Origin of the sequence: Streptomyces sp. NPDC093568 (assembly GCF_044764945.1) — a bacterium.
Classification (GTDB): Bacteria; Actinomycetota; Actinomycetes; order Streptomycetales; family Streptomycetaceae; genus Streptomyces.
This window is the reverse complement of the sequence record NZ_JBIWJD010000001.1, coordinates 610,354-635,259: the sequence shown is the minus strand read 5'-3', so window position 1 is coordinate 635,259 and position 24,906 is coordinate 610,354. Positions and strand designations below refer to the sequence as shown.

The following is a 24,906-nucleotide window of genomic DNA, read 5'->3' as shown; positions in this document are numbered from 1 at the left end:
CGCACCTTTTCCCGGTGCGGACCGTGGCCCGATTGCTCAGCAGCCGTAGTTGATCAGGTCGAACGTCTCGTAGTGGTCGGCCGTGTAGTAGTCCTCCTGGCTCTTCTCACCGGTGACGATGCGGCGAGCTCCACGCGTGGGGGAACCAGGCGTCTTGACCGTGTACTCGTGGTAGTACCCGGACGACTGGCTCGGCAGGACGCCTTCCCGGTTCTGGAAGACGATGCCGTCCTGGTCGTAGGGGTAGGGGCCGCCCTGCTCGATCAGTTCGAGCGTGTCGTGGGCCTGGGAGGGCAGGTCGCCGTAGCAGATGCTGCCCACCGCCGCGGCGGCCGGAGTGGCGGTGACGGTGCCGCCGACGAGGAGGGCGGACAGCACGGCGGCGGCCGCGCCGATACGAGTGATTCGTGGGGGGAATCTCATGGCTTCATGATGACGCGCGTAGACAGTGGCATGTCAATGTCAAGACGACAGAATTTGCCTTCATGTCCGTTGAGTTCTCGGGAAGTTAACGTGCCTCCCGGCGTTCTCACCCGATCTCCATCAGGCCGGGCGAGAACGCCGCGAACGGACACTCACGCGTCCTCGGGAAGCTCGAACGAGCCGTACTCGGGACGGCCCGCGAGGTCGTAGGAGTTGATGGCGACGCCGCTGCGCGTGGCGCGGCCACCGCTGTGCTTGAACCTGGTGGGCTCGGCCCCCTCGGTGAAGAGGCGGTACCCCGCGCCCAGGACGACCGGGAAGGTCAGCAGGTGCAGGGTGTCGACCAGGCCGAGGGCGAGCAGCGACCTGACCAGGGCGCCGCTGCCGTGCACCTGGAGCTCACCGTCCGTGCGCTCCTTCAGGGCGCCGACCTCCTTGGCGAGATCGCCGCCGAGCACGGTGGTGCCGGCCCACTCCGGGTCGGTCAGGGTGGCGGAGGGGACGTACTTCGGCAGTGCGTTGAGCTTGGCGGCGACCGGGTCGGCCGGGTCGGTCACCTTGGGCCAGAACGAGGCGAAGATGTCGTACGTACGGCGTCCGAGGAGAAAGGCGGCCGGGCGCGTGAAGACCTCGTTGATGAACTGACCGAAGTCTTCGTCGGCGTACGGAAAGACCCAGCCGCCCTGCTCGAAGCCGCCGCGGGTGTCCTCCTCCTTGCCGCCGGGCGCCTGGTAGACGCCGTCGAGGGTGACGAAGAGGGTGGAAACGAGCTTGCCCATGAGGAGTGCCTCTTTTCCGGGGTGGGGTCTGCTGTCATCACCTCAGACCCCACCGGCACCCGCAACTCATCGGTGGGCCGTGCGCCGCCCCGGCCTGGGTTCCGCTCCTGCCGCGACCTAGGTGTCCGTTCGCCGCCAGCACTTCCCGCCGCGGGGCGCTGGGATGGACTCATGACAACCACTGACGAATCCACGACAGGCACGCACACACCCCTGCACGGCAAGGTCGCGCTGGTCACCGGCGGCAGCCGGGGCATCGGCGCGGCGACGGCCCTGCGCCTCGCGCGCGAGGGCGCGGACGTCGCCGTGACATACGTGAACGGCGAGCAGGCGGCCGAGGAGGTCGTCCGGGCCGCTCAGGCGCTGGGGCGGCGGGCCGTGGCCCTGCGGGCGGACTCCGCGGACCCGGACGAGGCGGCCGGCGCGGTGGAACGCGCCGTGGAGACGCTGGGCGGGCTCGACGTGCTGGTGAACAACGCCGGCGTCGGCGTCCTGGGCCCGCTGGAGGGCCTGGCGCTCGCGGACGTGGACCGGGTGCTCGCGGTGAACGTCCGGGGTGTCTTCCTGGCCTCCCAGGCGGCTGCCGGGCGCATGCGGGCCGGGGGCCGGATCATCACGATCGGCAGCTGCATGGCACAGCGGGTGCCGGGGCCCGGCGGAACGCTCTACGCGACCAGCAAGTCGGCCCTGATCGGCCTGACGAAGGCGCTGGCGCGGGAGCTCTCCCCGCGCGGTATCACGGCGAACATCGTCCATCCCGGGCCGATCGACACGGACATGAACCCCGCCGATGGGCCCTACGCGTCCGGCCAGGCCGCGATGACCGCCCTGGGCCGTTTCGGCACGGCCGACGAGGTGGCGGCCACGGTCGCCTACCTGGCCGGCGCCGAGTACGTGACGGGCGCGGAGTTCGCCGTCGACGGCGGCCACGCGGCCTGAGATGACGTGGGGCGCGCCGGTGCTGTCCGGCCGGCGCGCCCCACGGGTTCGGACGCCTTACGCGCTCACCGTGGCGGGACTCAGCCGCCCACCTCCTGGTGCCGCGCCGCCAGCCCGGCCGCGCCCTGCTCCGTGAGCGAGCCGTGCAGGCGGAGGCGGGAGATGCCGCCGTCCGGGTAGATGTCCACGCGCGCGTGCGTGCCGACGGCGGGGACCGGCAGGACGAAGCGGTGGTTGGTGTCGGGCTGCAGTCGGGTGCGCGGGAGGATCTCCGTCCACTCCCCGCTCTCGCCGTCCTTCACCGACACCGAGGCCCAGCCCGCGCTGTTGCCCTTCAGGTACGCGGTGTCGATCTCGATCGCCCGGATCTGGGACTGCGCCGCGAGCCGGTAGCTGATCCAGTCGTTGCCCTGGTCGCGCCGCCGACGGGTCTCCCAGCCGTCGTCCATCTTGCGGGAGCGGCCCGGCTGGATGGTGTTGGTGGCGGGCGAGTAGAAGAGGTTGGAGGCGTTCTCGGCCTGGCCGCCGTTCTCCAGGGCGACCACGTCGAAGGTGCCGAGGACCTCCAGCCACCGCGGGTCGGGGACGACCTCGCCGTACACACGCAGGCGCGCGATGCCGCCGTCGGGGTGCTGGTTGACCCGGAGGTGGGTGAAGCGCTGCTCCGCGGAGACGGCGAACCCGTTCGCCGCGTGGCCGCCGACCGGCGTGCGGGGCACGAGGGTCGTCCACTTCACGTCGTCGCCGAGCAGTTCCTCCGGGGAGGGCGAGCCCTGCACCGACGCGCCCTCGACGGACACCGCCTGCGGATAGTTGCCGCGGAAGTGGGCCGTGTCGACGACGATGCCGCGGATCACGCCCGGCGCGCCGAGCCGTACCAGCGCCCAGTCGTGGTCCTCGGCCGTCGGCCAGGGGTGGTCGGCGGAGGCACCGCGCCGCCGCCGGGTCTCCCAGCCGTCCATGATCTTGCCCTTGTGCCCGAAGTGCTCGGGGTCGAACTCGGCCCGCTCGGGCACCAGCAGGTTCTCGCGCTGGGCGAAGAACTCGTCGTTGGCGGCGATGACCCCGGCGCCCAGCCGGCGGTCGGCCAGGTTGGCGTACTGGGTGAACGGGAAGTCGGCGGTGCGGTAGTCCGCGTAGGGGTCGCCGCCGCCGTAGGGGTTCGCGTCGCCGGTGAAGCTGGCCAACAAGGATCGATGCTGCGCCGTCACGGTGATGGTCTGCCTTTCGAGATCGATGGGTGGGATTCAGTCGGTCCGGGTGAGGAGTCGCCCCTTCGGGTCGGTGAACTCGCCGTCCGCGACGATGCGTTCGCCGCGCAGCCAGGTGGACTTCACGACGCCGTACAGGGTCTTGCCGGCGTACGCCGTCACGCGGTTGCGGTGCTGGAGGGCGGCCGGGTCCACGGTGAAGGTCTCGTCGGGCGCGAGGACGGCGAAGTCCGCGTCGCGGCCCGCCTCGATGGCGCCCTTCTGATCCAGTCCGACGAGCCCCGCCGTGCGCGCGGACATCCAGCGGACCACGTCCTCCAGGTCGTACCCGCGCCGGCGGGCCTCCGTCCACACGGCGGCCAGGCTCAGCTGGAGGCCGGAGATGCCGCCCCAGGCGGTGGCGAAGTCGTCGGTCTTCAGGTCGGCCGTGGAGGGCGAGTGGTCGGTGACGACGCAGTCGATCGTGCCGTCGGCCAGCGCCTGCCACAGCAGGTCCTGGTTGGCGGACTCACGGATCGGCGGGCAGCACTTGAACTCGCTGGCGCCGTCGGGGACTTCCTCGGCGGTGAGGGTCAGGTAGTGCGGGCAGGTCTCGACGGTGATCCGTACGCCGTCCCGCTTGGCCTCGGCGATCAGCGGCAGCGCGTCGCTGGAGGACAGGTGGAGCACGTGCACGCGCGCGTGGAGCCGCTTCGCCTGGGCGATCAGCTGGGCGATGGCCGTGTCCTCGGCGTCACGCGGACGCGAGGCGAGGAAGTCGGCGTACTTGGGGCCGCCGTGCTGCGGGGCGGCGTCGAGGTGGTGCGGGTCCTCGGCGTGCACGATCAGCAGGCCGCCGAAGGAGGTGATCTCCGCCAGGGACTGCGCGAGCCGGTCCTGGTCGAGGTGCGGGAACTCGTCCACGCCGGACGGCGACAGGAAGGCCTTGAAGCCGAAGACCCCGGCCTCGTGCAGCGGGCGCAGGTCCTTGACGTTGTCGGGCAGGGCGCCACCCCAGAAGCCGACGTCGATGTGCGCCTTGTCGCGGGCCACCTCCTGCTTGGTGCGGAGGTTGCCGACCGTGGTGGTCGGCGGCAGGGAGTTGAGCGGCATGTCGACGAGGGTGGTGATGCCGCCGGCCGCCGCGGCGCGGGTGGCGGTCCAAAAGCCCTCCCACTCGGTGCGGCCGGGGTCGTTGACGTGCACGTGCGTGTCGACCAGGCCGGGCAGCAGGACGTCGTCGCCGAGGTCCTCCAGCCGGGCGCCGGACGGGACTTCGGCGTCGTACCCGAGTACGGCCGTGACCTTGCCGGCGGCGACGGCGACCGAGGCGGCCCGCGTCCCCTCCGGGGTGATGACGCGCGTCGAGCGCAGCACCAGTTCAGCGTCGGACACCCGGACCCCTCTCTGCCGCTCCATGACTTCCACCCAGCGGAATTCAACGTTCTGTTGAAGAAGTCTTCACTCCCGTTCCGGCGCCGTCAAGGGCACACTTCTCCACAGTGCACCCGCTCGACACTCTCTGGACGTTTCCACAAAGCGGAATTACAATTCCAGCAAGCAGAACGTAGCTACGTACAAGCAGGGAGTCAACCGACCCACGGGTAGGCTTCTGCCCTCCCACCGGTCCCGAAAGGAACGCCGTGCCGACGTCCAGCGCCAGCACCACCGACACCGCCAAGTCCAACGGCGGCGGGGTCCAGTCCCTCGAGCGCGCCTTCGACCTGCTCGAGCGGATGGCGGACGCGGGCGGCGAGGTGGGCCTGAGCGAGCTGTCCGCCAGCAGCGGACTGCCGCTGCCCACGATCCACCGCCTCATGCGGACGCTCGTGGCCTGCGGATACGTACGCCAGCAGCCCAACCGCCGCTACGCCCTCGGCCCCCGTCTGATCCGCCTGGGCGAATCCGCCTCCCGGCTGCTCGGCACCTGGGCCCGCCCCTACCTCGCCCGGCTGGTCGAGGAGACCGGCGAGACGGCGAACATGGCCCTGCTCGACGGCGACGAAATCGTCTACGTCGCCCAGGTGCCGTCCAAGCACTCGATGCGCATGTTCACGGAGGTCGGCCGGCGGGTGCTGCCGCACTCCACGGGCGTCGGCAAGGCGCTGCTCGCCTCGTTCCCGCCGGAGGAGGTGCGAGCCCTGCTGTCCCGCACCGGGATGCCGGCCGCCACCGAGAAGACGATCGTCACGCCGGACGGCTTCCTCGCGGCCCTGGAGGACGTGCGGCGCCACGGCTACGCGGTCGACGACAACGAGCAGGAGATCGGCGTGCGCTGCCTCGCGGTCTCGGTGCCCGACTCCCCGACCGCGGCGGCCATCTCGATCTCCGGCCCGGCCGGCCGGGTCACCGAGGCGGCCACGGAGAAGATCGTGCCGGTGCTCCAGCAGGTGGCCGGCGAGCTGTCCCAGGCGCTGGCCACCCAGAGTCCCGCGTGACGGTGTCAGCGCGCTGGCCGGGCCGCTACACCGACCGGCACGGCAGCGAGGAGATCGTCTTCGAGTCGGACGGCCGCGAGGTGATCCGTACGACGATCAGGGGCGTGCGCTTCGAGGGCGACACGATGGACACCCTCGGCGCGCTGACCGGCGACCGCCCGAGCCGGCGTTCACCTTCTCCGGGGGAGACCTCTGGGCCTGCCTGCTGGAGTGGGAGCTGACCATGCCCGTCGAGGTCGAAGGGCAGGGCGAGCACGTCGCGACCGTGCACTGCGCGTTGCAGCTCCGGTGCCCGGCCGGAGGCGGAGAACCTCACCGTCACCCTGCGGCTCGACGGGCGCGAGTACCACGCCACGCACCCCGACTTCGAGGACGCCCTGCACGAGATCGGGAACGCACTGCCCGGGACGGCCCGCCTCAAGGCGTGCATCGCGTGCGCCTGGTCCGACTACCACCCGGTGGGCCGCGGCATGATGACCGGGCTGGCCTGCTTCCGGGGCGCCAAGGACGTCTACCGGCGGTGCGACGGCAAATACGGGCCCAACGGCATCCTGACGATCTGGCCCCGGCGCACCGAGTTCGTCCAGGAGACGTGGGTGTGCGACCAGTTCGAGCACCGGACGTCGGACCGGGGCTACCGGGGACCGTTCCCGTTCCGCGGCTGGACCTGACCTAACCCCGGGGCCGCCCGAACATCTCCACCGCGTCGCGCACCTGTGTGAGCCCGGGAGACAGCGCGCTCACCGATCCGATCGCGCCCGCGATCAGCAGCAGCGACCTGCGCAGCCGAGGAGTCTCCGGCGCGCCGGAGACCGCCATCGCGGCCAGCGCCGCGAGTTCGTCCTCGGCGATTCCCCGGTCCGGGAACTCGGCCGGATGCGCGGCGAGTTCGCGGCGCAGACGGGACACGGCCGTCCGCAGTTCCGCCACCCTTGGGTCCTCGTCGCTGCCTGTCACCGGCCTCTGCCCCAAGCTCCGCAACAAAGCTCTCCCCCCTCGCACGCCGTTGTGCGCCAGTGGTCGCGCAACCCCCGCCGAGCACCCCTGGCGTAGCTCGGGCGCCGGGGACGCCGGTCAGTAAACGCCACCCGATGCCGAAGCGCCACCACGCGGACGGAAATTCAGTCGTTGGGGACTCGGGCCCGCGCGCGGGTGTCAGGTATGCAGGACGCATGACGCTGAAGGACAGGGCGGATGACCCGGAAAGACGTGACGCATGACTGAGAACGAACCGCCGCCGGTCGCCGGTCTGCTGCTCGCCGCCGGCGGCGGCCGACGCCTCGGCGGACGCCCCAAGGCCCTGCTCCCGCACCGCGGCCGGCCCCTCGTGGAGTACGCGGCGGGGGTGCTGCGCGCGGCCGGCTGTGCCCGCGTGCACGTGGTGCTGGGCGCCGGCGCCGAGGCCGTACGGGCGCGGGCGGAGCTCGGTGACTGCGTCCTGGTGGAGAACCCGGACTGGGCCGACGGGATGGGCTCGTCGCTGCGCGCCGGGCTCGATTCGCTCGCCGGCACGGGGGCGCGGGCGGCGCTCGTCTTCCTCGTCGACCAGCCCGGCATCGGAGCGGAGGCTGTCGCGCGCGTCCTCGCGGCGTACGAGGACGAGTCGTCGCTCGTCTCGGCCGCCTACGACGGGGTACGCGGGCATCCGGTCCTGTTCGGCGCCGCCCACTGGGCCGGCATCGCGGCGACCGCGACCGGCGACCGGGGTGCACGCGCCTATCTCAGGGAGCACCAGGAGGCGATCGGGCTCGTCGAGTGCGGTGACGTGGCTCAGCCGTACGACATCGACACGGAGGCCGATCTCGCCCACCTTGAGTGAGTGCGGTGGCACCCGGAGCCACCTTGCCTCGACTCAGAGAATCTCGACATCAACAAACCATTGAACTTCCACCATGAGGAAACTAGTATCCACTGATCAGAAGCGCCCGTCCGCTCCACGGGCGCTGTCCGACGTATCCGGGAAGACTGGCACCCGGTGCCAGGCACGACAGCTCGTCCACGTAGCTCGCTGAAGGAAGTGACAGCTCATGTCCGCACCAGCGCCGTCCCCGCTGGCCATCGTCGACGCCGAGCCCCTGCCCCGGCAGGAGGAGGTCCTCACCGAGGCGGCCCTCGCCTTCGTGGCCGAGCTGCACCGGCGGTTCACGCCCCGGCGTGAGGAGCTGCTCGCCCGCCGCGCCGAGCGCCGCGCGGAGATCGCCCGGACGTCCGCGCTCGACTTCCTCCCGGAGACCGCCGCGATCCGCGCGGACGACTCCTGGCGGGTGGCCCCGTGCCCGCCCGCGCTCCAGGACCGCCGGGTCGAGATCACCGGTCCCACGGACCGCAAGATGACCATCAACGCCCTCAACTCGGGCGCCAAGGTCTGGCTCGCCGACTTCGAGGACGCCTCCGCGCCGACCTGGGAGAACGTCGTCCTCGGCCAGCTCAACCTGATCGACGCCTACACCCGCGGCATCGACTTCACCGACCCGAAGTCCGGCAAGTCGTACGCGCTCAAGGCCGACGAGGAGCTCGCGACCGTCGTCATGCGCCCGCGTGGCTGGCACCTGAACGAGCGCCACCTCCAGGTCGACGGCGAGCAGGTCCCCGGTGCCTTCGTCGACTTCGGCCTGTACTTCTTCCACAACGCCCAGCGCCTGATCGACCTCGGCAAGGGCCCGTACTTCTACCTCCCGAAGACGGAGTCGCACCTGGAGGCCCGCCTCTGGAACGACGTGTTCGTCTTCGCGCAGGACTACGTGGGCATCCCGCAGGGCACCGTCCGCGCGACCGTCCTGATCGAGACGATCACGGCGGCGTACGAGATGGAGGAGATCCTCTACGAACTGCGCGACCACGCCTCGGGGCTGAACGCCGGCCGCTGGGACTACCTGTTCTCCATCGTCAAGAACTTCCGTGACGGCGGCGCCAAGTTCGTCCTGCCGGACCGCAACGCGGTCACGATGACGGCCCCGTTCATGCGGGCGTACACCGAACTCCTCGTCCGCACCTGCCACAAGCGCGGCGCGCACGCGATCGGCGGCATGGCGGCCTTCATCCCCTCCCGCCGGGACGCCGAGGTCAACAAGGTGGCCTTCGAGAAGGTCCGCGCCGACAAGGACCGCGAGGCCGCCGACGGCTTCGACGGCTCCTGGGTCGCCCACCCCGACCTGGTCCCGATCGCCATGGAGTCCTTCGACAAGGTCCTCGGCGACAAGCCGAACCAGAAGGACCGGCTGCGCGAGGACGTCCACGTCGAGGCGGCCGACCTGATCGCGATCGACTCGCTGGACGCGCGGCCCACGTACCCGGGCCTGGTCAACGCCGTCCAGGTCGGCATCCGTTACATCGAGGCCTGGCTGCGGGGCCTCGGCGCCGTCGCCATCTTCAACCTCATGGAGGACGCGGCCACCGCGGAGATCTCCCGCTCCCAGATCTGGCAGTGGATCAACGCCGGCGTCGAGTTCGAGAACGGCGAGAAGGCCACCCCGGAGCTGGCCCGCAAGGTCGCCGCCGAGGAACTCCAGAACATCAAGGACGAGCTCGGAGACGAGGCCTTCGCGGCCGGCCACTGGCAGCAGGCCCACGACCTGCTCCTGGAGGTCTCCCTCGACGAGCGGTACGCGGACTTCCTGACGCTGCCGGCGTACGAGCAGCTGAAGGGCTGAGCTACTCCCGCGACGCCTTGTCCGAGTGGCCCAGGGACTTTCCCGGGGCCACTCGGTCGCGTACGGCCTGCTTCACGGCCGTCGGCTCGGGGAAGCCCTGCTCGCGGCGGTCCCAGACCACCTCGTCGTCCACCCGGACGACGAAGACACCGCCCCTGCCCGGCTTGAGGGCCAGTTCGGACAGCTCCGCCTCGAAGGTGGTGAGCAGTTCCTGCGCCAGCCAGGCGGCGCGCGGCAGCCACTTGCACTGGGTGCAGTACTCGATCTCGACACGGCCACTCATCCGAGGTGCACCGACCAATCCTGTTCCGCGGCCGGTTTGCCGTGCAGGTCGGGCACCTGCTTCAGCCACTTCGGCCGGCCCTGCTGTGACTTGGCCGCCCGGAGGGCCTCCTCGGCGGCGAGTTCCTCCCGGGTGGGGAAGTCGGTGGGGAGCCAGGCGGCGGACGCCCGCACGCGCGCGTGCAGGTGGGCGACGTAGGCCTCGCGGGCCGCGTCGGGCGTCGCGAAGCCGGGCTCCTCGGCCAGCCAGGCGTCCGGCACCTCCGCCACGATCGCGCGCAGCACCTCCTCGGTCACCCTCGGCGCCAGCTCCGCGTCGGCGGCGCGCACGTCGGGGCCGTAGTGTCCGAGGGCGTGGTGGCGGAAGTCGTAGGACTTCCCGGGGTCCGAGCCGTCCCAGCGGTGGTGGAAGACCAGGGCCGCCCCGTGGTCGATCAGCCACAGGCGCGGCGGGACCGTGCCGAGGGTCGGCCAGATCATCAGGTTCGAGCTGTGCACCGTGCGGTCGACGTTCGCGGTCAGGGCGTCCAGCCAGACGATCCGGCCCGCCTCCAGCGGGTCCACGCGGAAGGTCTTCGCGGCCTCCGGGGTGAAGTCCCGCGCGCCCGGCAGGAAGTCCATGCCGAGGTTGACCCCCGCGCTGGCGGCGTGCAGGTCCCGCACCTCCTGGTGCGGCTCGCTGTCGGCGACGGCGGGGTCGAAGTGGACCAGGACAAGCTCGGGGAAGCGCAGCCCGAGCGCGCGGGCGAGTTCACCGACGATCACCTCGGCGACCAGCGCCTTACGGCCCTGCGCGGAGCCGGTGAACTTGACGACGTAGGTGCCCAGGTCGTCCGCCTCGACGACGCCGGGTACGGAGCCACCGGAGCGCAGGGGGGTGACGTAGCGGGTCGCGGTGACCTCTCTCAGCATCTGTCGGGCCACCAGCCTCGTTCGTCTGTCGGCAGGAAACGCCCATAGTAACCTCCGACCCCTCGGGAGAGGCGGGGCGAGATGGACGTGCTGGGGGTCGACGCCTGTGGCAGGCAGGGGTGGGTGGGGATCGGGCTCACGGGCGGCGCCTACGCGGGCAGTCTCGTGGACGTCCGGCTGGACGCGCTGATCGAGCGGGCCGCCGAGGCGGCGGTGATCGCGGTGGACATGCCGCTCGGCCTGGTCGAGCGCGGCTGGCGTGCCGCGGATCTCGGCGCGCGGGCGCTGCTGCGGGAGCGGCGCAGCACCGTCTTCCTGGTGGCGCCGCGGCCGGCGTGGCTGGAGTCGGAGTACACGGTGGCCGGTGACCGGTGCCAGGAGCTGACCGGTCAGCGGCTGAGCCGGCAGGCGTGGGCGCTGGCTCCGAAGCTGCTGGAGGCCCGTGCGTGCTGGCTCGCCGACCGGCGGGTCCACGAGGTGCACCCCGAGCTGTCCTTCCGGGCCCTGGCCGGCGGGGTGCCGCCGGCGTACGCCAAGAAGACCTGGCGCGGCCAGCACGCGCGACGCGCACTGCTGGCGGCGGCCGGAGTAGTCCTGCCCGACGAGCTCGGGGAAGCGGATCGCGTGCCGGCGGACGATGTCCTCGACGCCGCCGCCGCGGCCTGGTCGGCGCACCGGATCGCGGTGGGGACCGCGGTACGCGTCCCGCAGTCGCCGGAATTGGACGCGGAAGGCCGCGCGGTGGAGATCCGCTACTGAAGCCCCGCCGCCCGGCCGGCTCTCACCGGGCCAGCGGGTTGGACAGCGGGCCGCCGCCCCGTCCGCGGCCGTCCAGCACAACAGCACGCCGGGACACTCCGGGACGGACAACACCGCCGCCGCACCATGAAAATCCGCCACTGACACCCCCTCCCCCAGCCGACCCTCACCGGGCCAACGGGGCGGGCAACGGCAGACAACGGGCCGCCACCCCCTACCCCGCCGTCCAGCACAACAGCACGCCGGGACACTCCGGGACGGACAACACCGCCGCCGCACCATGGAAATCCGCCACTGACACCCCCGCCCCCAGCCGACCCTCACCGGGCCAACGGATTGGGCAACGGCAGATAGCGGGCCGCCGCCCCGTCCGCGGCCGTCCAGCGCAGCAGCAGGTTGGTCTTGCCGGGCAGGGTGGGGGCGGACAGCAGCGCCGGGATCTCGGGGAGGTCGTGGCGGGCCAGCTCGCGGCGGGCGGCGGGCCACGGGTCCAGCGCCGGGAAGCGCTCGACGAGGGCTCCGGCGATCTCCACGAGATGGTTCACGACCAGGCAGTACACCAGTCGCTCCCAGCCGGCCGGCCGGGACACCTCCGGGAGCAGCTTCACGCCCTCGGCGTCCCGGAAGAGGGCCTGCACCGGCATGCCGTCGTCGTCGACGGCGACCAGCGTGTTCTGCAGGTGGGCTTCGAGTACGACGCCGTGGCCGGCGAAGGCGTCGAGGGCCGGCGGCACGACCTGGGCCAGATACGCCTCCCACCAGGCCACCGGGTCCTGGATGCCGAGCAGCGGGCTCCCCTCGAAGCCCTCGACGAGCCCGGCGGCGAGCAGGGGCGTCGCGCCCGGCAGCACGCTGTCCCGCAGTCCGTCGCGGACCAGGACCGCCAGCTCCTCGAAGGCGAAGCCGGCGGTGCGATAGCCGCGGTCGCCCAGCCAGGCCGCGCGGCCGTCGAGCGCGGTGAAGGCGGCGGCCGTCGCCGCGTCCGTACGGCGGAGTTTCAGCAGATCGTGCCGCCACAGCCGGCGGATGTCGTTGGTGATGCGCACGTCCAGGCTGAACTTGAGGAAGAGATCCTGCTCGGGGGCGTACAGCGTGCGGATCGCGGCCGTCGGCCAGACCTCGGACCCGGTCGTGCCCAGCCGCACCAGCCTGCCGTCCGCGAATGCCTCCGCGAGCTCGCGGCCGACCAGGTCGAGCTGCCAGGGGTGCGCGGGCAGCAGCCGGTAGCCGGGCGGGGCCTCGCCGAGGGCGTCCAGGGCCGCGGTGTCCCCCTCCTCGACGACGGCGTCCTCGCGCACGCCGAGCAGCGTCAGCGGGAAGCGGGCGTGCGCCTCGGGGGCGTACGGCAGCCAGGCCGCGACCGGACCGCCGCCGCGCGCCTTGGGGGCGGGGTGGTAGGGGTGGCCGGTGAGGAGGGACTGTTCGGAGCGGAGGTAGAGGTCGTCCGGCGGTGTGGCACGCCCGCGTGCCGTCAGGAGCGCGGCCAGCGCGTCGCGGCTGTCGATCATCTCGGCGGGCAGCTCGTGGTTGGACAGACCGGTGTGGCGGCGCAGTTCGTCGGCGACGAGCTTGACGAGTTCGGCGTGCCCGACGCGCTGCCAGGCGCCGGCCGCGTACACCTCCGGTTCGGCGGGCCGCCGCTCGCCGAGGACGCGCAGCAGACGGCCGGAGGCGGGCAGCCGGTACACGGGCCGCTCGCCGGTGCCGTCGTGGGGTTCGGCGACCTCGCGCAGCAGGCAGTTGAGCAGGGGCGCGACCGAGCGGGCGTCGGCGTGTTCCGCGACGTCGGCGGCGGGCGGAGGGTTGAGGTGCACGCGATCCACTCGTTCTCTACGGTCCGTTCAGGCGGGAAGACGATCAGTATGTCTGTCGTCGGTGCCTGCCCCGACGCCCTACTCGTACCCGAGGAGCCCGCCCGTGCACCGTCCCTCCAGCGCCGAGGCCGAGGTCGTGGCCGAACTGGCCGAAGCACGCCCCGAACTCGCCGCCCGGTACGCCGCCGGGCTCCCCGGCGCCCGCGCGGCCGTGCTGACCCGGCTGTGGCGTGCGCTGGCCTACGAGCCGCTGCCCTGGGTGGCCGGCCGGGAGCGCGGCCGGGAGGGCCTGAGCCTGCGTCTTTCGGACGGGCGCCGGCTGCACGGCCCGCCCGCCGACCCGTACGCCACCGCCGCGTACGTCACCGCCGTACGACTCGACGGGTCGCCGTACGACGATCCGGCCCGGCTGCTGACCGAGCTCTCCGTGCCGCACGGCATGTCGTTCGCGGCCGAACTCGGCCACAGCGTCGCCTCGTTGGCGCTGTCGCGGGCCGGTCAGGAGGGTCACCCCAAGGGGTGGCCGACGCGTGACTGGGAGTGGGAGCAGCGGGTGGTCGACGGGCATCCCTTCCATCCCAACTGCCGTTCCCGGCCCGGTTTCTCGGTCGCCGAGCAGCTGGCGTACGGGCCCGAGCACCGGCCGGTGGTGACGCTGGCGCGGGTGCCGGTGCGGGCGGCGGAGTGCCTGGTGACCGGTGCGTGGCCGCGGGACATGCGGGACGGGGAGCGGCTGCTGATCCCGGTGCATCCGTGGCAGGCGGAGCATGTGCTCAAGCGGCCCCGCGATCTCCCCGGCGCCGGGATCGCCGCGCATCCGCTGATGTCGCTGCGCACGCTCGCCCTCCCCGAAGGACCGCACGTCAAGACGGCGTTGAGCGCCCGGCTGACGTCCTCGGTGCGGGACATCTCGGTGTACTCCATCGGTCTGTCGGCCACGCTGTCGGACTTCGCGGAGACGCTGGCGGCCCGCATGGACGGACTGCTGCACGTCACCCGCACGCTGGGGGCCGCGACCGCCCACTCGCCGGATCTGGCGGCGGTGCTGCGCGAGTCGCCGCAGGTGTACGCGGGTCCCGGCGAGCGGGTCGTCCCGGTGGCCGCGCTCGCCACCACCGAGCTGCCCCGGTCCGCCGCCTGGCTGGCCGGGTTGACGCGGCTCGCGCTCACCGTGGGGCTGAGGCTGCTGGAGCTGGGCGTGGCGCTGGAGGCGCACGGCCAGAACCTGCTCGTGGTGCTGTCGGCGGACGGCTCCCCGGTGCGGCTGGTCTACCGCGACCTCGCCGACATCCGGGTCAGCCCCGCGCGGCTGGCCCGGCACGGCATCCCGGTCCCCGAGCTGACCGGCCGGATCGTCACGGACGACGTGACCGCCCTGCGCCGCAAGCTGTTCGGGTCCCTGGTGGCGGGGGCGCTCGCGGGTACGGCGGGCTCGGGCGCGGCGCTGCGCGGGGCGCTGGAGGCGGTCGCAGGGGAGCTCCCGGAGACCGAGGATCTGGCGGCACTGCACGAGGAGACGCTGCCGACGAAGGCGCTGACGCTGATGCGGCTGTCACCCGGGACGCCCGGGGACCAGTGGGCCGGGCTGCCCAATCCGCTGCTCGCCGAGGTGTTCTGACCTCGTTTTGAAGCAGGACACCTCTGATCAATAAGATCCGCCGATGATCACAAGAACACGGCTGGCGACCGGGGTCTGCGCCCTGCTCGCCGCGCTCGCGGCCGGGATGGCGTTCCCGGCCGGGGCGGTTGCCGACGAGACCAGCGCGATGGCGCCCAAGGTCGATCTCGTCCTCGACGTGAGCGGCTCCATGCGGGCGCGGGACATCGACGGCCAGTCGCGGATGGCCGCGGCGAAGCAGGCGTTCAACGAGGTGCTGGACGCGACGCCCGAGGAGGTCCAGCTGGGCATTCGCACGCTGGGCGCCAACTACCCCGGTGACGACCGCAAGACGGGCTGCAAGGACACCGCGCAGCTCTACCCGGTCGGCCCGCTGGACCGCACAGAGGCGAAGGCGGCCGTGGCGACGCTCGCGCCCACCGGCTGGACGCCGATCGGCCCCGCGCTGCTGAAGGCGGCCGACGACCTCGACGGCGGCGAGGGCTCCAAGCGCATCGTGCTGATCAGCGACGGCGAGGACACCTGCGCCCCGCTCGACCCGTGCGAGGTGGCCCGGGAGATCGCCGCCAAGGGCATCGGCCTGACCATCGACACGCTCGGCCTGGTCCCGAACACCAAGATGCGGCAGCAGCTCAGCTGCATCGCCGAGGCGACCGGCGGCACCTTCACCTCCGTCGAGCACACCGAGGAACTCGCCGACAAGGTCAACCAGTTGGTGGACCGGGCGGCCGACCCGGTGGTGACGCCGGTCGCGACGACCGGCGCGGAGCAGTGCGCGAAGGCGCCCACGCTGGAGTCCGGCCTGTACACCGACCGCGCGGAGTTCGGGCAGCAGCGCTGGTACCGGGTGAACGTCCCGTACGGCCATGAACTGCGCGCGTCGGTCAGCGTGTCGGCCGACCGCGCAGTGAACCCCTCCTACGGGGTGCTGCTGCGGGCGGTGACCGAGCGCGGCCGGGAGATCGTGCGCGGCGAGGCGGCGGGCAACGGCCGTACCGACGTCGTCTCGACCGGGCTGCGCTACCCGAAGGCCGAGCAGGAGGACGCGGAGGGCGAGAGCGCGCCCGAGTCCGTGTGCCTGCAGGTCACGCACTCCTTCTCGGCGGGCTCCGGTGTGCAGACCACGCCCGGTCTGCCGCTGGAGCTGACGGTCGACGTCGTGGAGGGGCCGTCCGCCTCGGGCGACGTGGCCTCCTTCGGCCTCGGCCGGGGCTGGTGGCTGCTCGGCGCGCTGATCCTCGCCGGCTTCCTCGCCGGTCTCGTCTGGGGCTGGCTGTCGCGCTGGCGGGTCGCGGTCTGGAGGACCAACTGATGCGGATCACACGTGTGGTGAGCGGAGCCCTGCTGGCGCTGGGCCTGGCGGCGGGTCCGGCGGTGGCCGACGCCTCGCCGTCGCCGAGCGCGTCGCAGGACGGCGGCGCGCCGACCCGGGCGGGCACGGCCTTCCGTACGGCGACGGAGATCGAGCAGGGGCAGACGGCCACGGCGAGCGCCTCCACGGGCGACTACCTGTACTGGTCGTTCCCCGCGGACGCCGGCCGGCGCCCCACCGTCAGGGCGACGGTGAAGCTGCCCGACAGGCACGCCGCCGAGACCTGGCAGATCGACGTGTACGACGGCCTGCGGCGCCGCCAGGCCTGCCAGTACGGCGCCCAGACGCGCACCGCGGCGGCCGCAGCGCCCTCCGTGGAGCTGACCTGCGTACTGCGCACGGTCCGCGCCTGGTCGGAGCAGTGGGCCAATGACCCGCTGCCCGGCACGTACTACGTCCGCCTGACGGCCGTGGACGTGCCCACCTCCGACCTGGGCCTGCCGGTGGAGGCGTCGGTGCGGGTCGACTCCAAGGACATCGGCGGCTCGGCGGCGGTGGACGGTTCGCTGGCCCAGCCGCTGATTCCGGGGGTGGCGCTGAAGTCGCGCGAGGACGAGGAGAGTTCGTCGGACTCGGCGGTGCTGTCCAGCCTCGAACCCGAGGACGGCTGGGCGTCCGGCTGGTGGTCCGACCGGTGGGTGTGGACGGCGATCGGCGGCGTGCTGGCCGCGCTCGCGGGGGTCGGCGGGTATGCGCTGACCCGTGGAACGGGCCGGCCGTCGCGGGTGCCGCCCGGCGCCTGACGCATCGTGAGAAGGGCCTGCCGTCCTCGACGGTGGGCCCTTTTCCGCGTTCATCCCTCGCGCAGCGCCTTGGCGAGGGTCCCCTCCCCGCCCACGTCGACACGGCCGCCGCGCACGGCGTCCGGCACGCTCAGCTCCCCGCGCGCGATCGCCTCGCACGTCCCGGAGTCCAGGACCAGCCGGGCGTCGGGCTCCACCGGAGCGGGCCCTTCCCCGTAGACCGGCCCGTCCTCGGCGCCGAGGTGGAGATGGAAGTCCCCTTCCTCCAACCGGACTTCGACGACGCCCTCCCCCATGTTCCGCAGGGCTCGCAGCAGCGGCAGCGCGAACCAGTGCGCGCGCACGGCGTCGGTGGGGCGCCGCCCGCCCAGCTCGGCCTGCCCCCAGTCCCCCAGCGCCTGCAGAACGGGCAGCAACTCCCGGCCTCGCGGGGTGAGTTCGTACACGTAGGCGGCTCCCGGCGGCGGCAGCCTGCGGCGGGTGGAGACGCCGTCCCGCTCCATGTCCTTGAGCCGGGACGCCAGCACGTCGGTGCTGACGCCGGGCAGATCGGCGTGCAGGTCGGTGTAGCGCCGCGGGCCGGCCAGCAGTTCCCGGACGATCAGCAGTGTCCAGCGGTCGCCGACGACGTCGAGCGCGCGGGCGGCGGAACAGTACTGGTCGTAGCTTCGGCGTGGTGACATGCGACGCAGTCTAGACATGTTGTTGGACTTTCCAAGCTCGAACTTGGTAAAACCAAGCAACACACGAAACCGGAGGGGCGAGCGCGCATGGAGTTCCGGCAGTCGAACAAGCTGAGCGAAGTCTGCTACGAGATCCGCGGCCCGGTGATCGAGCACGCCGACGCACTGGAGAAGGCGGGCCATAGCGTGCTGCGCCTGAACACCGGCAACCCCGCGCTCTTCGGCTTCGAGGCGCCGGAGGAGATCCTCCAGGACATGATCCGGATGCTGCCGCAGGCGCACGGCTACACCGACTCGCGCGGCATCCTCTCCGCCCGCCGGGCCGTCGCCGGGCGCTACCAGACGCTCGGCCTGGAGGTCGGCGTCGACGACGTCTTCCTCGGCAACGGCGTGTCCGAGCTGGTCTCCATGGCCGTACAGGCGCTGGTCGAGGACGGCGACGAGATCCTCATCCCCGCCCCGGACTTCCCCCTGTGGACGGCGGTGACGACCCTCGCCGGGGGCAAGGCGGTGCACTACCTCTGCGACGAGGAGTCCGACTGGTACCCGGACCTGGCCGACATGGCGTCGAAGATCACGGACCGCACCAAGGCCGTGGTCATCATCAACCCCAACAACCCCACCGGCGCGGTCTATCCCAAGGAGATCGTCGAGGGCATCCTCGACCTCGCCCGCCGGCACGGCCTGATGGTCCTCGCCGACGAGATCTACGACCAGATCCTCTACGACGACGCCGTGCACCACTCGGCCGCCGCCCTCGCCCCCGACCTGGTGGTCCTCACCTTCTGCGGCCTGTCGAAGACCTACCGGGTGGCGGGCTTCCGCTCCGGCTGGCTGGTCGTCACCGGCCCCAAGCAGCACGCGAAGGACTACCTGGAGGGCCTGACGATGCTGGCCTCCATGCGCCTGTGCGCCAACGCGCCCGCCCAGTACGCCATCCAGGCCGCCCTCGGCGGCCGCCAGTCGATCCGCGACCTGACCACCCCCGGCGGCCGGCTCCGCGAGCAGCGTGACGTGGCCTGGGAGAAGCTCAACGAGATCCCCGGCGTCTCGTGCGTGAAGCCGAAGGGCGCGCTGTACGCCTTCCCGCGGATCGACCCGAAGGTGCACAGGATCCACGACGACGAGAAGTTCGTCCTGGACCTGCTGCTGCGGGAGAAGATCCAGGTGGTGCAGGGCACCGGCTTCAACTGGCCGTCCCCGGACCACTTCCGGATCCTGACCCTGCCGTACGCGGAGGACCTGGAGGCGGCCATCGGGCGGATCGGGCGGTTCCTGAGCGGATACCGGCAGGAGTGAGGGCCGGCGTGGGTATCAACCGTCCATGAGCACCCGCCCTCTCCTGCTCCTCGACGTGGACGGCCCCCTCAACCCGTTCCGCGCGGTGTACCTCGGCCATCGCGGCTATGTCACGCGCCGGGTGCACCCGGCGAACTGGTCGGCCCGCCAGCCCCCGGGATCCCGCCGGCTGCGTCGCGGACTGCGGGTGCGGCTGCATCCGGGACACGGGGCGCGGCTGCGGGCCCTGCCGTACGAGCTGGCGTGGGCCACCACCTGGCAGCACCAGGCCAACGAGATGATCGCGCCGGTGATCGGGCTGCCCGGCGACCTGCCGGTGATCGAGTGGCCGGAGCTGTTCGCGAGGGATCCCGAGGGGCTGTACTGGAAGACCCGACATGTGGTCGCGTGGGCCGCGGGGCACCCGTTCGTGTGGGTGGACGACATGATCACCGACCTGGACGTACGGCATGTCGCGGCCCACCACGACGCGGCCGCGCTGCTGATGCCGGTCGACGCGCGCAGGGGACTGCGGGAGCGTGACTTCGCGGAGTTGGAGCGCTGGGCTCTTAGCCTGTGACGCATGGCTGATCTCATTCTCGTCCGGCACGGTGAGACCGAGTGGTCGCGGTCCGGACGGCACACGGGTTGGACGGACATGCCGCTCACCGAGCTCGGGCGGAAGGAGGCGCGGCAGCTCGTGCCGCTCATCCGGTCGCAGCGGATCGGCGCCGCCTTCGTCAGCCCGTCGCAGCGTGCGCGGGAGACCGCCGAGCTGATCGGGCTGCCCGACGCGCGGATCGACACCGACCTGCGGGAGTGGGACTACGGCGGGTACGAGGGGATCACGACCGTCGAGATCCAGCACGAGCGGCCGGGGTGGTTCCTGTTCACGGACGGGGTCGCGCCGGGCCCGCCGGACCATCCCGGGGAGAGTCCTGAGCAGGTCGGGGTGCGCGCCGACCGGATGCTGGCCAAGGTGGACGCGGCGTTCGCCAACGACGAGGGAAGCGTGGTGCTCGTGGCCCACGGGCACTTCCTGCGGGTGCTCACGGCCCGGCGGCTCGGGCTGCCGCCCGCCGACGGGGCGCTGTTCCAGATGGCGACGGGGACGGTCTGCCGGCTGAGCACGGAGCACGGGCGGCCGGTGATCGCCGGCTGGAATGTCAGAGCCGGGTCGTAGCCTGCGAAGCGGGTGCCACGCCGGGTGACGCCCCGCGCCGGAAGGAGCACGCCGTGACCCGACCGCCGACCGCCGCCCAGCGGCGTGTCATCGACGCCGCCGACCCCGCCACCGGGCGGCTGAGGGGTACGGAGGCGCAGCTCGCGGCACTGGTGAAGCGCGGCCTCGCCTTCCGGCATCCACGCCCGCCGCACGACCACTTCCTGACACCGGCGGGGCACCGGATACGCGAGGCCGAGCCGACGGCCCCCGCGGCAGCGCAGGCACCCGCGCCCGGCGGTGTCTTCGCCGCGCGGATCGGCGGTGCGCCGGGCGCCCCGAAGGCGGGCCCGGCGCGGCTGCGGGAGGTGCGCGGTGCCTGGCAGGGGCTGCTGGAGCTGCGCCGGATGACCAATCCGGACGGCGCGACGGACCGGCCGTGCGGGTGGGAGCGTACGCATCTGGTGCAGGCTGCCGCCCTCGCGTTGGAGGCCGCCGGGCATCCCCCGGCCGAGCCGGACGCCGCGGAGGGGTACCGGGTGCGGGCGACCCCGCAGCCGGAGGCGGTCGCGGTGCGCGAGTCCGACGGCGCGCGTCTGCGGGCCTGCGCGGCCACACTGGAGGAGGCGGGCTGGCAGGTCGGCGAGTACACCGAGCCGCGTACCCGGGCGCGCTATCTGCTGGCGTCCCCGCGCCGGGCATGACGCGCGTGCCAAGATCGGTGCACAGTCCACCGAAGGTCAGAAGGGGAAGCAGTGAGCGAGCCGTTTTCCGTCCGGGTCACCGTCCGCGGCTATGAGACGGACACGCAGGGGCACGTCAACCAGAGCGTGTACATCAACTACGCCGAGCACGCCCGCTGGACGCTGCTCCGGACCGCGGGCATCAGCCAGACCGGCCTCATAGGCAAGGGTGTGGGCCCGGTCGCGCTGGAGACGACCATCCGCTACAAACGCGAACTCGTCGCCGGCGACGAGATCGACGTGACGTGCGCCTTCGAGTGGTCCGGAGGCAAGACCTTCCGTATCCAGCAGTTCGTGCGCAAGGCGGACGGCACGGTGGCCGCCGAACTCACCGCGGTCGGCGGCCTGCTCGACCTCGAGAAGCGCAAGCTGGTGGAGCACCCCGACGAGATCTTCAAGGAACTGGCGTCGGACCCGAGCCTGTTCGGGCTCTAGACACCAACTGGCGCTCCAGTAGGGGCACAACCATACGCATACCTCGTGGGTCACATCATGCAGGAGCAACCAACTCCTATGGAGACCAGGGGGAAATATGCGATACGCACGCTCTGTCCTGTCCGCGGCCGCGTTGGCGGCGCTGACGGTGGGGACCACGGCCGCCCTGACGGCGCCCGCCTCCGCAGCGCCCAACACCACTCCGCAGAAGGTCTGCGGAAGCGCCTACAAGACCGTGAACTCGGCGCCCGTCGGCTCGCTGGGCACCGTCTACCTCACGTACAACGCCTCCACCGGCAAGAACTGCGTCGCGACCATCCGCAACAACCCGGGCACCGCGGTGTCCATGTCCGCGTGGATCTACGTCCCCGACACCGAGGAATACCACGAGGACGCCGGGCAGTTCACGTCCTACGCCGGTCCGACCGACGTCTACGGCAAGGGCCACTGCGTGGACTGGGGCGGCAACATCAAGAACGTGTACGTGCAGGTGACGGGCTCCAACTGCGGCGCCCTGAAGGAGAACCGGGTCACGTTCACCCGCTGACCCCACCGGTGTGCCGGGGCACCCGGTCCGCCTTCCGCCGGGGAGCATGGCGGGCGGAATGCGGATGCGGGAGCCCCGGCCGTGAACTGTTCACCCACCTCAGGGCGTGGCGGGGGCCCGGGTCGCCCCGGTGATCTCCTCACCCGCCTCCATGGGGTGGGTGACGTCCTGTGCGTCCCGGCCGCGCCCCAGGTGGTTGAAGACCAGGTTCAGCGCCACCGCCGCCACACACCCGGTCGAGATCCCGGAGTCCAGGACGATCCGGACCGTCTCCGGGAAGGCGTGGTAGAACTCCGGCGCCGTGATCGGGATGATGCCGACGGCCAGCGAGACGGCGACGATCAGGATGTTGTTGTCCTTCTCCAGGCCGGCCCGCACCAGGGTCTGGATGCCGCTCGCGGCCACCGACCCGAACAGGACCACGCCCGCGCCGCCGAGCACCGGGCGCGGTACGACCGCGATGAGCGACGCGGCCATCGGGCACAGGCCCATCAGCACCAGGAAGCCACCGCCCACGGCGACGACGTACCGGCTGCGGATCTTCGTCATCGCGACCAGGCCGATGTTCTGGGCGAAGGCGCTGCACATGAAGCCGTTGAAGAACGGGCTGAGCGCGGAGCCGAGGGTGTCGGCGCGCAGGCCCGCCGCGATGGTCTTCTCGTCGGCCGGGCGCTCGACGATCTCACCGAGCGCCAGCATGTCGGCGGTCGACTCGGTCATCGACACCACCATCACCACGCACAGCGAGATGATCGCGGCGAGCTGGAACTGCGGGGCGCCGAAGTGGAACGGGGTCGGGAAGCCGATCACGTCCGCCTCCGCCACCGGAGCGAAGTCCGTGACGCCGAACGGGATCGCGACGAGCGTGCCGATCACCAGGCCGAGCAGGACGGCGATCTGTTTGACGAACCCTCGCGTGAAGCGGCGCAGGAGCAGCACGATCAGCAGGGTCAGGGCCGCAAGGCCCAGGTTGGTCGCCGAACCGTAGTCGTCCGCGGCCGAGTTGGGGCCCTGCGCCCAGCCGAAGGCGACCGGCAGCAGCGAGATGCCGATGAGCGTGATGACCGTACCGGTGACGACGGGCGGGAAGAAGCGGACCGCCTTGCTGAAGAAGGGGGCGGCGAGGAAGCCGAGGAGGCCGGCGACGATGACCGCGCCGAAGATGACGGGCAGGGCGTCGGACTTGTCCTCGGTGGAGGCGACGATCGCCGTCATGGGGGCGACACCGGCGAAGGTGACGCCGTTGACGAAGGGCAGCCGGGCGCCGATCTTCCAGATGCCGAGCGTCTGGAGGAAGGTCGCGATGCCCGCGGTGAACAGGCAGGCGCCGGTGAGGAAGGTCAGTTCGGCGGCGCTCAGGCCTATGGCCGCGCCGACTATCAGGGGTGGGGCGACGACTCCCGCGTACATGGCGGCCACATGCTGGAGGCCGGTGGTCGCCATCTTCAGGGCGGGGAGTTTCTCGTCCACGGGGTGAACGGAACTGGCGGACAATGCGGCTCTCCTCCGGTCGGTTAAACGCGTCGACTCTGACGCGGGTTCAAGGAGGTGGTGCGCGGTCGTGCGGGACCGGGGACGGGCCCGTTCTGGGGGAAACGGAGACCGTTCCGGGGCGCGTGCGTCCAACACGCGCCCCGGAGACGGCCGCCATGGACCCCGCTCGGGTCCACGGCTGCCGACCGGGAGCCGTCCCTCCCGGCCGGAGATCAAGTGCCGTACAGCAAGGGCGTGTTACCTACCGGCGATGCGCGCCAGCCGCTGGGCCTCGTCCCGCGTGGAGCGGGCGATCGCGTCCTCGTCGGCCGTGAGCAGCCGTCCGTCCTCGACGATCTGCCGGCCGTTCACGAAGGACGCCGTGACCGGGGCCGCCGCGCCAAAGACCAGCGCGGTCACCGGGTCGGCGATGGAGGCGTGGGCGAGCGTGTCCAGCTTCCACAGCACCAGGTCGGCCAGCTTGCCCGGCTCCAGCGAGCCGATCTCGGCGGCGCGGCCGAGGACCTGGGCGCCGCCGAACGTGCCGAGGCGCAGCGCCTGGCGGGCGTTCAGGGCGGCCTCGCGGTGCGCGCCCAGGCGGTTGATGAGCAGCGCGTTGCGCAGTTCGGTGTGCAGTTCGCCGGACTCGTTGGACGCGGTGCCGTCCACGCCGAGGCCGACCGGGACGCCGGCCGCCAGCATGTCGGGGACGCGGGCGATGCCAGCGGCGAGGCGGGCGTTGGAGGACGGGCAGTGGGCGACGCCGGTCCTGGTGCGGGCGAAGGCGGCGATGTCGGAGTCGTTCATGTGGACGCAGTGCGCCATCCACACGTCCTCGCCGAGCCAGCCGGTGGACTCGAAGTAGTCGGTCGGGCCCATGCCGAACAGCTCGTGGCAGAACTTCTCCTCCTCCACGGTCTCCGAACCGTGGGTGTGCATGCGCACACCGAGGCGGCGGGCCAGCTCGGCGCCCTGCTTGAGCAGTTCGGTGGAGATGGAGAACGGCGAGCACGGGGCGACGGCGACCTGCGTCATCGCGTCGAAGGAGGCGTCGTGGTGCTGCTTGACGGTCTCCTCGGTGGCGGCGAGAGCACCGTCCAGGGTCTCGACGGCGAAGTCCGGCGGCAGACCGCCGTCCTTCTCGCTGCGGTCCATCGAACCGCGGGCGAGGGTGAAGCGGACACCCATGTCGCGGGCGGCGCCGATGATCGCGCCGGACAGGTCGCCCGAGCCCTGCGGGTAGACATAGTGGTGGTCCATGGCGGTGGTGACGCCACCGCGGGCCATCATCGCGAGCGAGCCCTGCGCGGCGGAGCGGACCATGTCCTCGTCGATGCGCGCCCAGGTCGGGTAGAGCGCCACGAGCCAGTTGAAGAGGTTGTGGTCGGTGGCCAGGCCCCGGGTGATCCACTGGTAGAAGTGGTGGTGGGTGTTGATCAGGCCGGGGGTCACGAGATGCCCGGTGGCGTCGATGCGGCGGACGACGTTCTCCAGGCCCTCGGGGGCGTTGCCCGCGCCGAGCGACTCGATGCGGTTGTCCGCGACGACGATGTGGCCCGTGGCGTACTCGGTGTCGTTCGCGTCCACCGTCGCGATCGAACAGTTCTCGATGACGATGCGCTGGGCTGCTGCCATGATTCGTCCTTTGCGCTGTTGTGGAGAGGGC

The 24,906-nt window shown here is 71.9% G+C and carries 27 protein-coding genes and 1 pseudogene; 17 read left to right on the top strand and 11 right to left on the bottom strand.

Annotation, left to right across the window (positions count from 1 at the left end; all coding sequences use genetic code 11):
• Positions 1–36: 36 nt before the first annotated feature.
• Both ACIRD7_RS02665 and ACIRD7_RS02660 read right to left on the bottom strand, forming a co-directional pair.
• Entirely contained in the window at positions 37–423 is a 387-nt protein-coding gene (locus ACIRD7_RS02665; protein ID WP_403448785.1) for a ribonuclease domain-containing protein, read from the bottom strand.
• A gap of 152 nt (positions 424–575) precedes the next feature.
• Entirely contained in the window at positions 576–1,202 is a 627-nt protein-coding gene (locus tag ACIRD7_RS02660) for a dihydrofolate reductase family protein (RefSeq protein WP_403448782.1), read from the bottom strand.
• Positions 1,203–1,373: 171 nt separating this feature from the next.
• Between ACIRD7_RS02660 and ACIRD7_RS02655 the strand changes: the two genes are divergently transcribed.
• A complete protein-coding gene (locus ACIRD7_RS02655; RefSeq protein ID WP_403448780.1) occupies positions 1,374–2,141 on the top strand; it encodes a 3-oxoacyl-ACP reductase family protein in 768 nt (255 codons plus the stop codon).
• 80 nt (positions 2,142–2,221) lie between these two features.
• On the opposite strand, the gene alc is transcribed toward ACIRD7_RS02655, so the two are convergent.
• Both alc and allB read right to left on the bottom strand, forming a co-directional pair.
• Complete coding sequence (gene alc / locus ACIRD7_RS02650) at positions 2,222–3,352, bottom strand: allantoicase (protein WP_403448777.1); 1,131 nt, start codon at positions 3,350–3,352, stop codon at positions 2,222–2,224.
• Positions 3,353–3,388: 36 nt separating this feature from the next.
• Entirely contained in the window at positions 3,389–4,726 is a 1,338-nt protein-coding gene (gene allB, locus ACIRD7_RS02645) for an allantoinase AllB (protein ID WP_403448774.1), read from the bottom strand.
• Positions 4,727–4,974: 248 nt separating this feature from the next.
• Here allB and ACIRD7_RS02640 point away from each other — a divergent pair, with 248 nt between their 5' ends.
• The 4 genes and pseudogenes from ACIRD7_RS02640 to ACIRD7_RS02625 all read left to right on the top strand — a co-directional run bounded on the left by ACIRD7_RS02640 (position 4,975) and on the right by ACIRD7_RS02625 (position 6,440).
• Positions 4,975–5,769: an IclR family transcriptional regulator gene (locus ACIRD7_RS02640; protein WP_403448772.1), complete on the top strand. Its 795-nt coding sequence runs from the start codon at positions 4,975–4,977 to the stop codon at positions 5,767–5,769.
• Positions 5,766–5,990 carry a DUF6304 family protein gene (locus tag ACIRD7_RS02635; RefSeq protein ID WP_403448769.1) on the top strand — a complete coding sequence of 75 codons (225 nt, stop codon included), beginning with the start codon at positions 5,766–5,768 and terminating at the stop codon, positions 5,988–5,990. Before ACIRD7_RS02640 ends, ACIRD7_RS02635 begins: the two co-directional genes overlap by 4 nt.
• A gap of 84 nt (positions 5,991–6,074) precedes the next feature.
• Positions 6,075–6,203, top strand: a pseudogene (locus ACIRD7_RS02630) (DUF6304 family protein); the annotation flags it as partial.
• Between the two features lie 36 nt (positions 6,204–6,239).
• Positions 6,240–6,440, top strand: a complete 201-nt coding sequence (locus ACIRD7_RS02625) for a hypothetical protein (protein ID WP_403448766.1) — start codon at positions 6,240–6,242, stop codon at positions 6,438–6,440.
• 1 nt (position 6,441) lies between these two features.
• Here the strand turns inward: ACIRD7_RS02625 and ACIRD7_RS02620 are convergent, their stop codons facing one another.
• Positions 6,442–6,726 carry a DUF5955 family protein gene (locus ACIRD7_RS02620; protein WP_403448763.1) on the bottom strand — a complete coding sequence of 95 codons (285 nt, stop codon included), beginning with the start codon at positions 6,724–6,726 and terminating at the stop codon, positions 6,442–6,444.
• A 259-nt stretch (positions 6,727–6,985) separates the two neighbouring features.
• Between ACIRD7_RS02620 and ACIRD7_RS02615 the strand changes: the two genes are divergently transcribed.
• A complete protein-coding gene (locus ACIRD7_RS02615) occupies positions 6,986–7,588 on the top strand; it encodes an NTP transferase domain-containing protein (RefSeq protein ID WP_403448760.1) in 603 nt (200 codons plus the stop codon).
• Positions 7,589–7,796: 208 nt separating this feature from the next.
• Positions 7,797–9,419, top strand: coding sequence for a malate synthase A (gene aceB / locus ACIRD7_RS02610; RefSeq protein WP_403448758.1), 1,623 nt, complete (start codon positions 7,797–7,799; stop codon positions 9,417–9,419).
• Position 9,420: 1 nt separating this feature from the next.
• Here aceB and ACIRD7_RS02605 read toward each other — a convergent pair whose 3' ends face one another.
• On the bottom strand, positions 9,421–9,702 hold the full coding sequence (locus tag ACIRD7_RS02605) for a SelT/SelW/SelH family protein (RefSeq protein WP_403448756.1): 282 nt from the start codon (positions 9,700–9,702) through the stop codon (positions 9,421–9,423).
• Entirely contained in the window at positions 9,699–10,613 is a 915-nt protein-coding gene (locus tag ACIRD7_RS02600) for a HipA family kinase (RefSeq protein WP_403448754.1), read from the bottom strand. Before ACIRD7_RS02600 ends, ACIRD7_RS02605 begins: the two co-directional genes overlap by 4 nt.
• Positions 10,614–10,694: 81 nt before the next feature.
• Here ACIRD7_RS02600 and ACIRD7_RS02595 point away from each other — a divergent pair, with 81 nt between their 5' ends.
• Positions 10,695–11,372, top strand: a complete 678-nt coding sequence (locus ACIRD7_RS02595) for a DUF429 domain-containing protein (RefSeq protein WP_403448752.1) — start codon at positions 10,695–10,697, stop codon at positions 11,370–11,372.
• Between the two features lie 320 nt (positions 11,373–11,692).
• Here the strand turns inward: ACIRD7_RS02595 and ACIRD7_RS02590 are convergent, their stop codons facing one another.
• On the bottom strand, positions 11,693–13,186 hold the full coding sequence (locus ACIRD7_RS02590) for an IucA/IucC family protein (RefSeq protein ID WP_403448750.1): 1,494 nt from the start codon (positions 13,184–13,186) through the stop codon (positions 11,693–11,695).
• A gap of 103 nt (positions 13,187–13,289) precedes the next feature.
• Between ACIRD7_RS02590 and ACIRD7_RS02585 the strand changes: the two genes are divergently transcribed.
• From ACIRD7_RS02585 to ACIRD7_RS02575, 3 genes are read left to right on the top strand one after another with little or no spacing between them, the layout of a single operon-like run.
• Positions 13,290–14,804 carry an IucA/IucC family protein gene (locus ACIRD7_RS02585; protein ID WP_403448747.1) on the top strand — a complete coding sequence of 505 codons (1,515 nt, stop codon included), beginning with the start codon at positions 13,290–13,292 and terminating at the stop codon, positions 14,802–14,804.
• Between the two features lie 43 nt (positions 14,805–14,847).
• Positions 14,848–16,116 (top strand): VWA domain-containing protein, encoded by a 1,269-nt coding sequence (locus ACIRD7_RS02580; RefSeq protein ID WP_403448744.1) that lies wholly within the window; start codon positions 14,848–14,850, stop codon positions 16,114–16,116.
• Positions 16,116–16,919, top strand: coding sequence for a hypothetical protein (locus ACIRD7_RS02575; RefSeq protein ID WP_403448741.1), 804 nt, complete (start codon positions 16,116–16,118; stop codon positions 16,917–16,919). The genes ACIRD7_RS02580 and ACIRD7_RS02575 overlap by 1 nt, the downstream gene beginning before the upstream one ends.
• Before the next feature lie 50 nt (positions 16,920–16,969).
• Here ACIRD7_RS02575 and ACIRD7_RS02570 read toward each other — a convergent pair whose 3' ends face one another.
• A complete protein-coding gene (locus tag ACIRD7_RS02570; protein ID WP_403448739.1) occupies positions 16,970–17,602 on the bottom strand; it encodes a winged helix-turn-helix transcriptional regulator in 633 nt (210 codons plus the stop codon).
• 87 nt (positions 17,603–17,689) lie between these two features.
• On the opposite strand from ACIRD7_RS02570, the gene ACIRD7_RS02565 reads away from it, so the two are divergent.
• From ACIRD7_RS02565 to ACIRD7_RS02540, 6 genes are all read left to right on the top strand, one after another.
• On the top strand, positions 17,690–18,901 hold the full coding sequence (locus ACIRD7_RS02565; RefSeq protein ID WP_403448736.1) for a pyridoxal phosphate-dependent aminotransferase: 1,212 nt from the start codon (positions 17,690–17,692) through the stop codon (positions 18,899–18,901).
• Positions 18,902–18,926: 25 nt separating this feature from the next.
• On the top strand, positions 18,927–19,460 hold the full coding sequence (locus tag ACIRD7_RS02560) for a hypothetical protein (RefSeq protein ID WP_403448733.1): 534 nt from the start codon (positions 18,927–18,929) through the stop codon (positions 19,458–19,460).
• Between the two features lie 3 nt (positions 19,461–19,463).
• A complete protein-coding gene (locus tag ACIRD7_RS02555) occupies positions 19,464–20,063 on the top strand; it encodes a histidine phosphatase family protein (protein ID WP_403448730.1) in 600 nt (199 codons plus the stop codon).
• A gap of 53 nt (positions 20,064–20,116) precedes the next feature.
• On the top strand, positions 20,117–20,746 hold the full coding sequence (locus ACIRD7_RS02550; RefSeq protein ID WP_403448727.1) for a hypothetical protein: 630 nt from the start codon (positions 20,117–20,119) through the stop codon (positions 20,744–20,746).
• Positions 20,747–20,797: 51 nt separating this feature from the next.
• Entirely contained in the window at positions 20,798–21,220 is a 423-nt protein-coding gene (locus ACIRD7_RS02545) for an acyl-CoA thioesterase (protein ID WP_403448724.1), read from the top strand.
• A 97-nt stretch (positions 21,221–21,317) separates the two neighbouring features.
• Positions 21,318–21,767, top strand: a complete 450-nt coding sequence (locus ACIRD7_RS02540; RefSeq protein ID WP_403448721.1) for a spore-associated protein — start codon at positions 21,318–21,320, stop codon at positions 21,765–21,767.
• A 99-nt stretch (positions 21,768–21,866) separates the two neighbouring features.
• Here ACIRD7_RS02540 and ACIRD7_RS02535 read toward each other — a convergent pair whose 3' ends face one another.
• Positions 21,867–23,210: a nucleobase:cation symporter-2 family protein gene (locus ACIRD7_RS02535; RefSeq protein ID WP_403451617.1), complete on the bottom strand. Its 1,344-nt coding sequence runs from the start codon at positions 23,208–23,210 to the stop codon at positions 21,867–21,869.
• Positions 23,211–23,498: 288 nt separating this feature from the next.
• Complete coding sequence (locus ACIRD7_RS02530; protein ID WP_403448718.1) at positions 23,499–24,875, bottom strand: 8-oxoguanine deaminase; 1,377 nt, start codon at positions 24,873–24,875, stop codon at positions 23,499–23,501.
• Positions 24,876–24,906 lie beyond the last annotated feature (31 nt).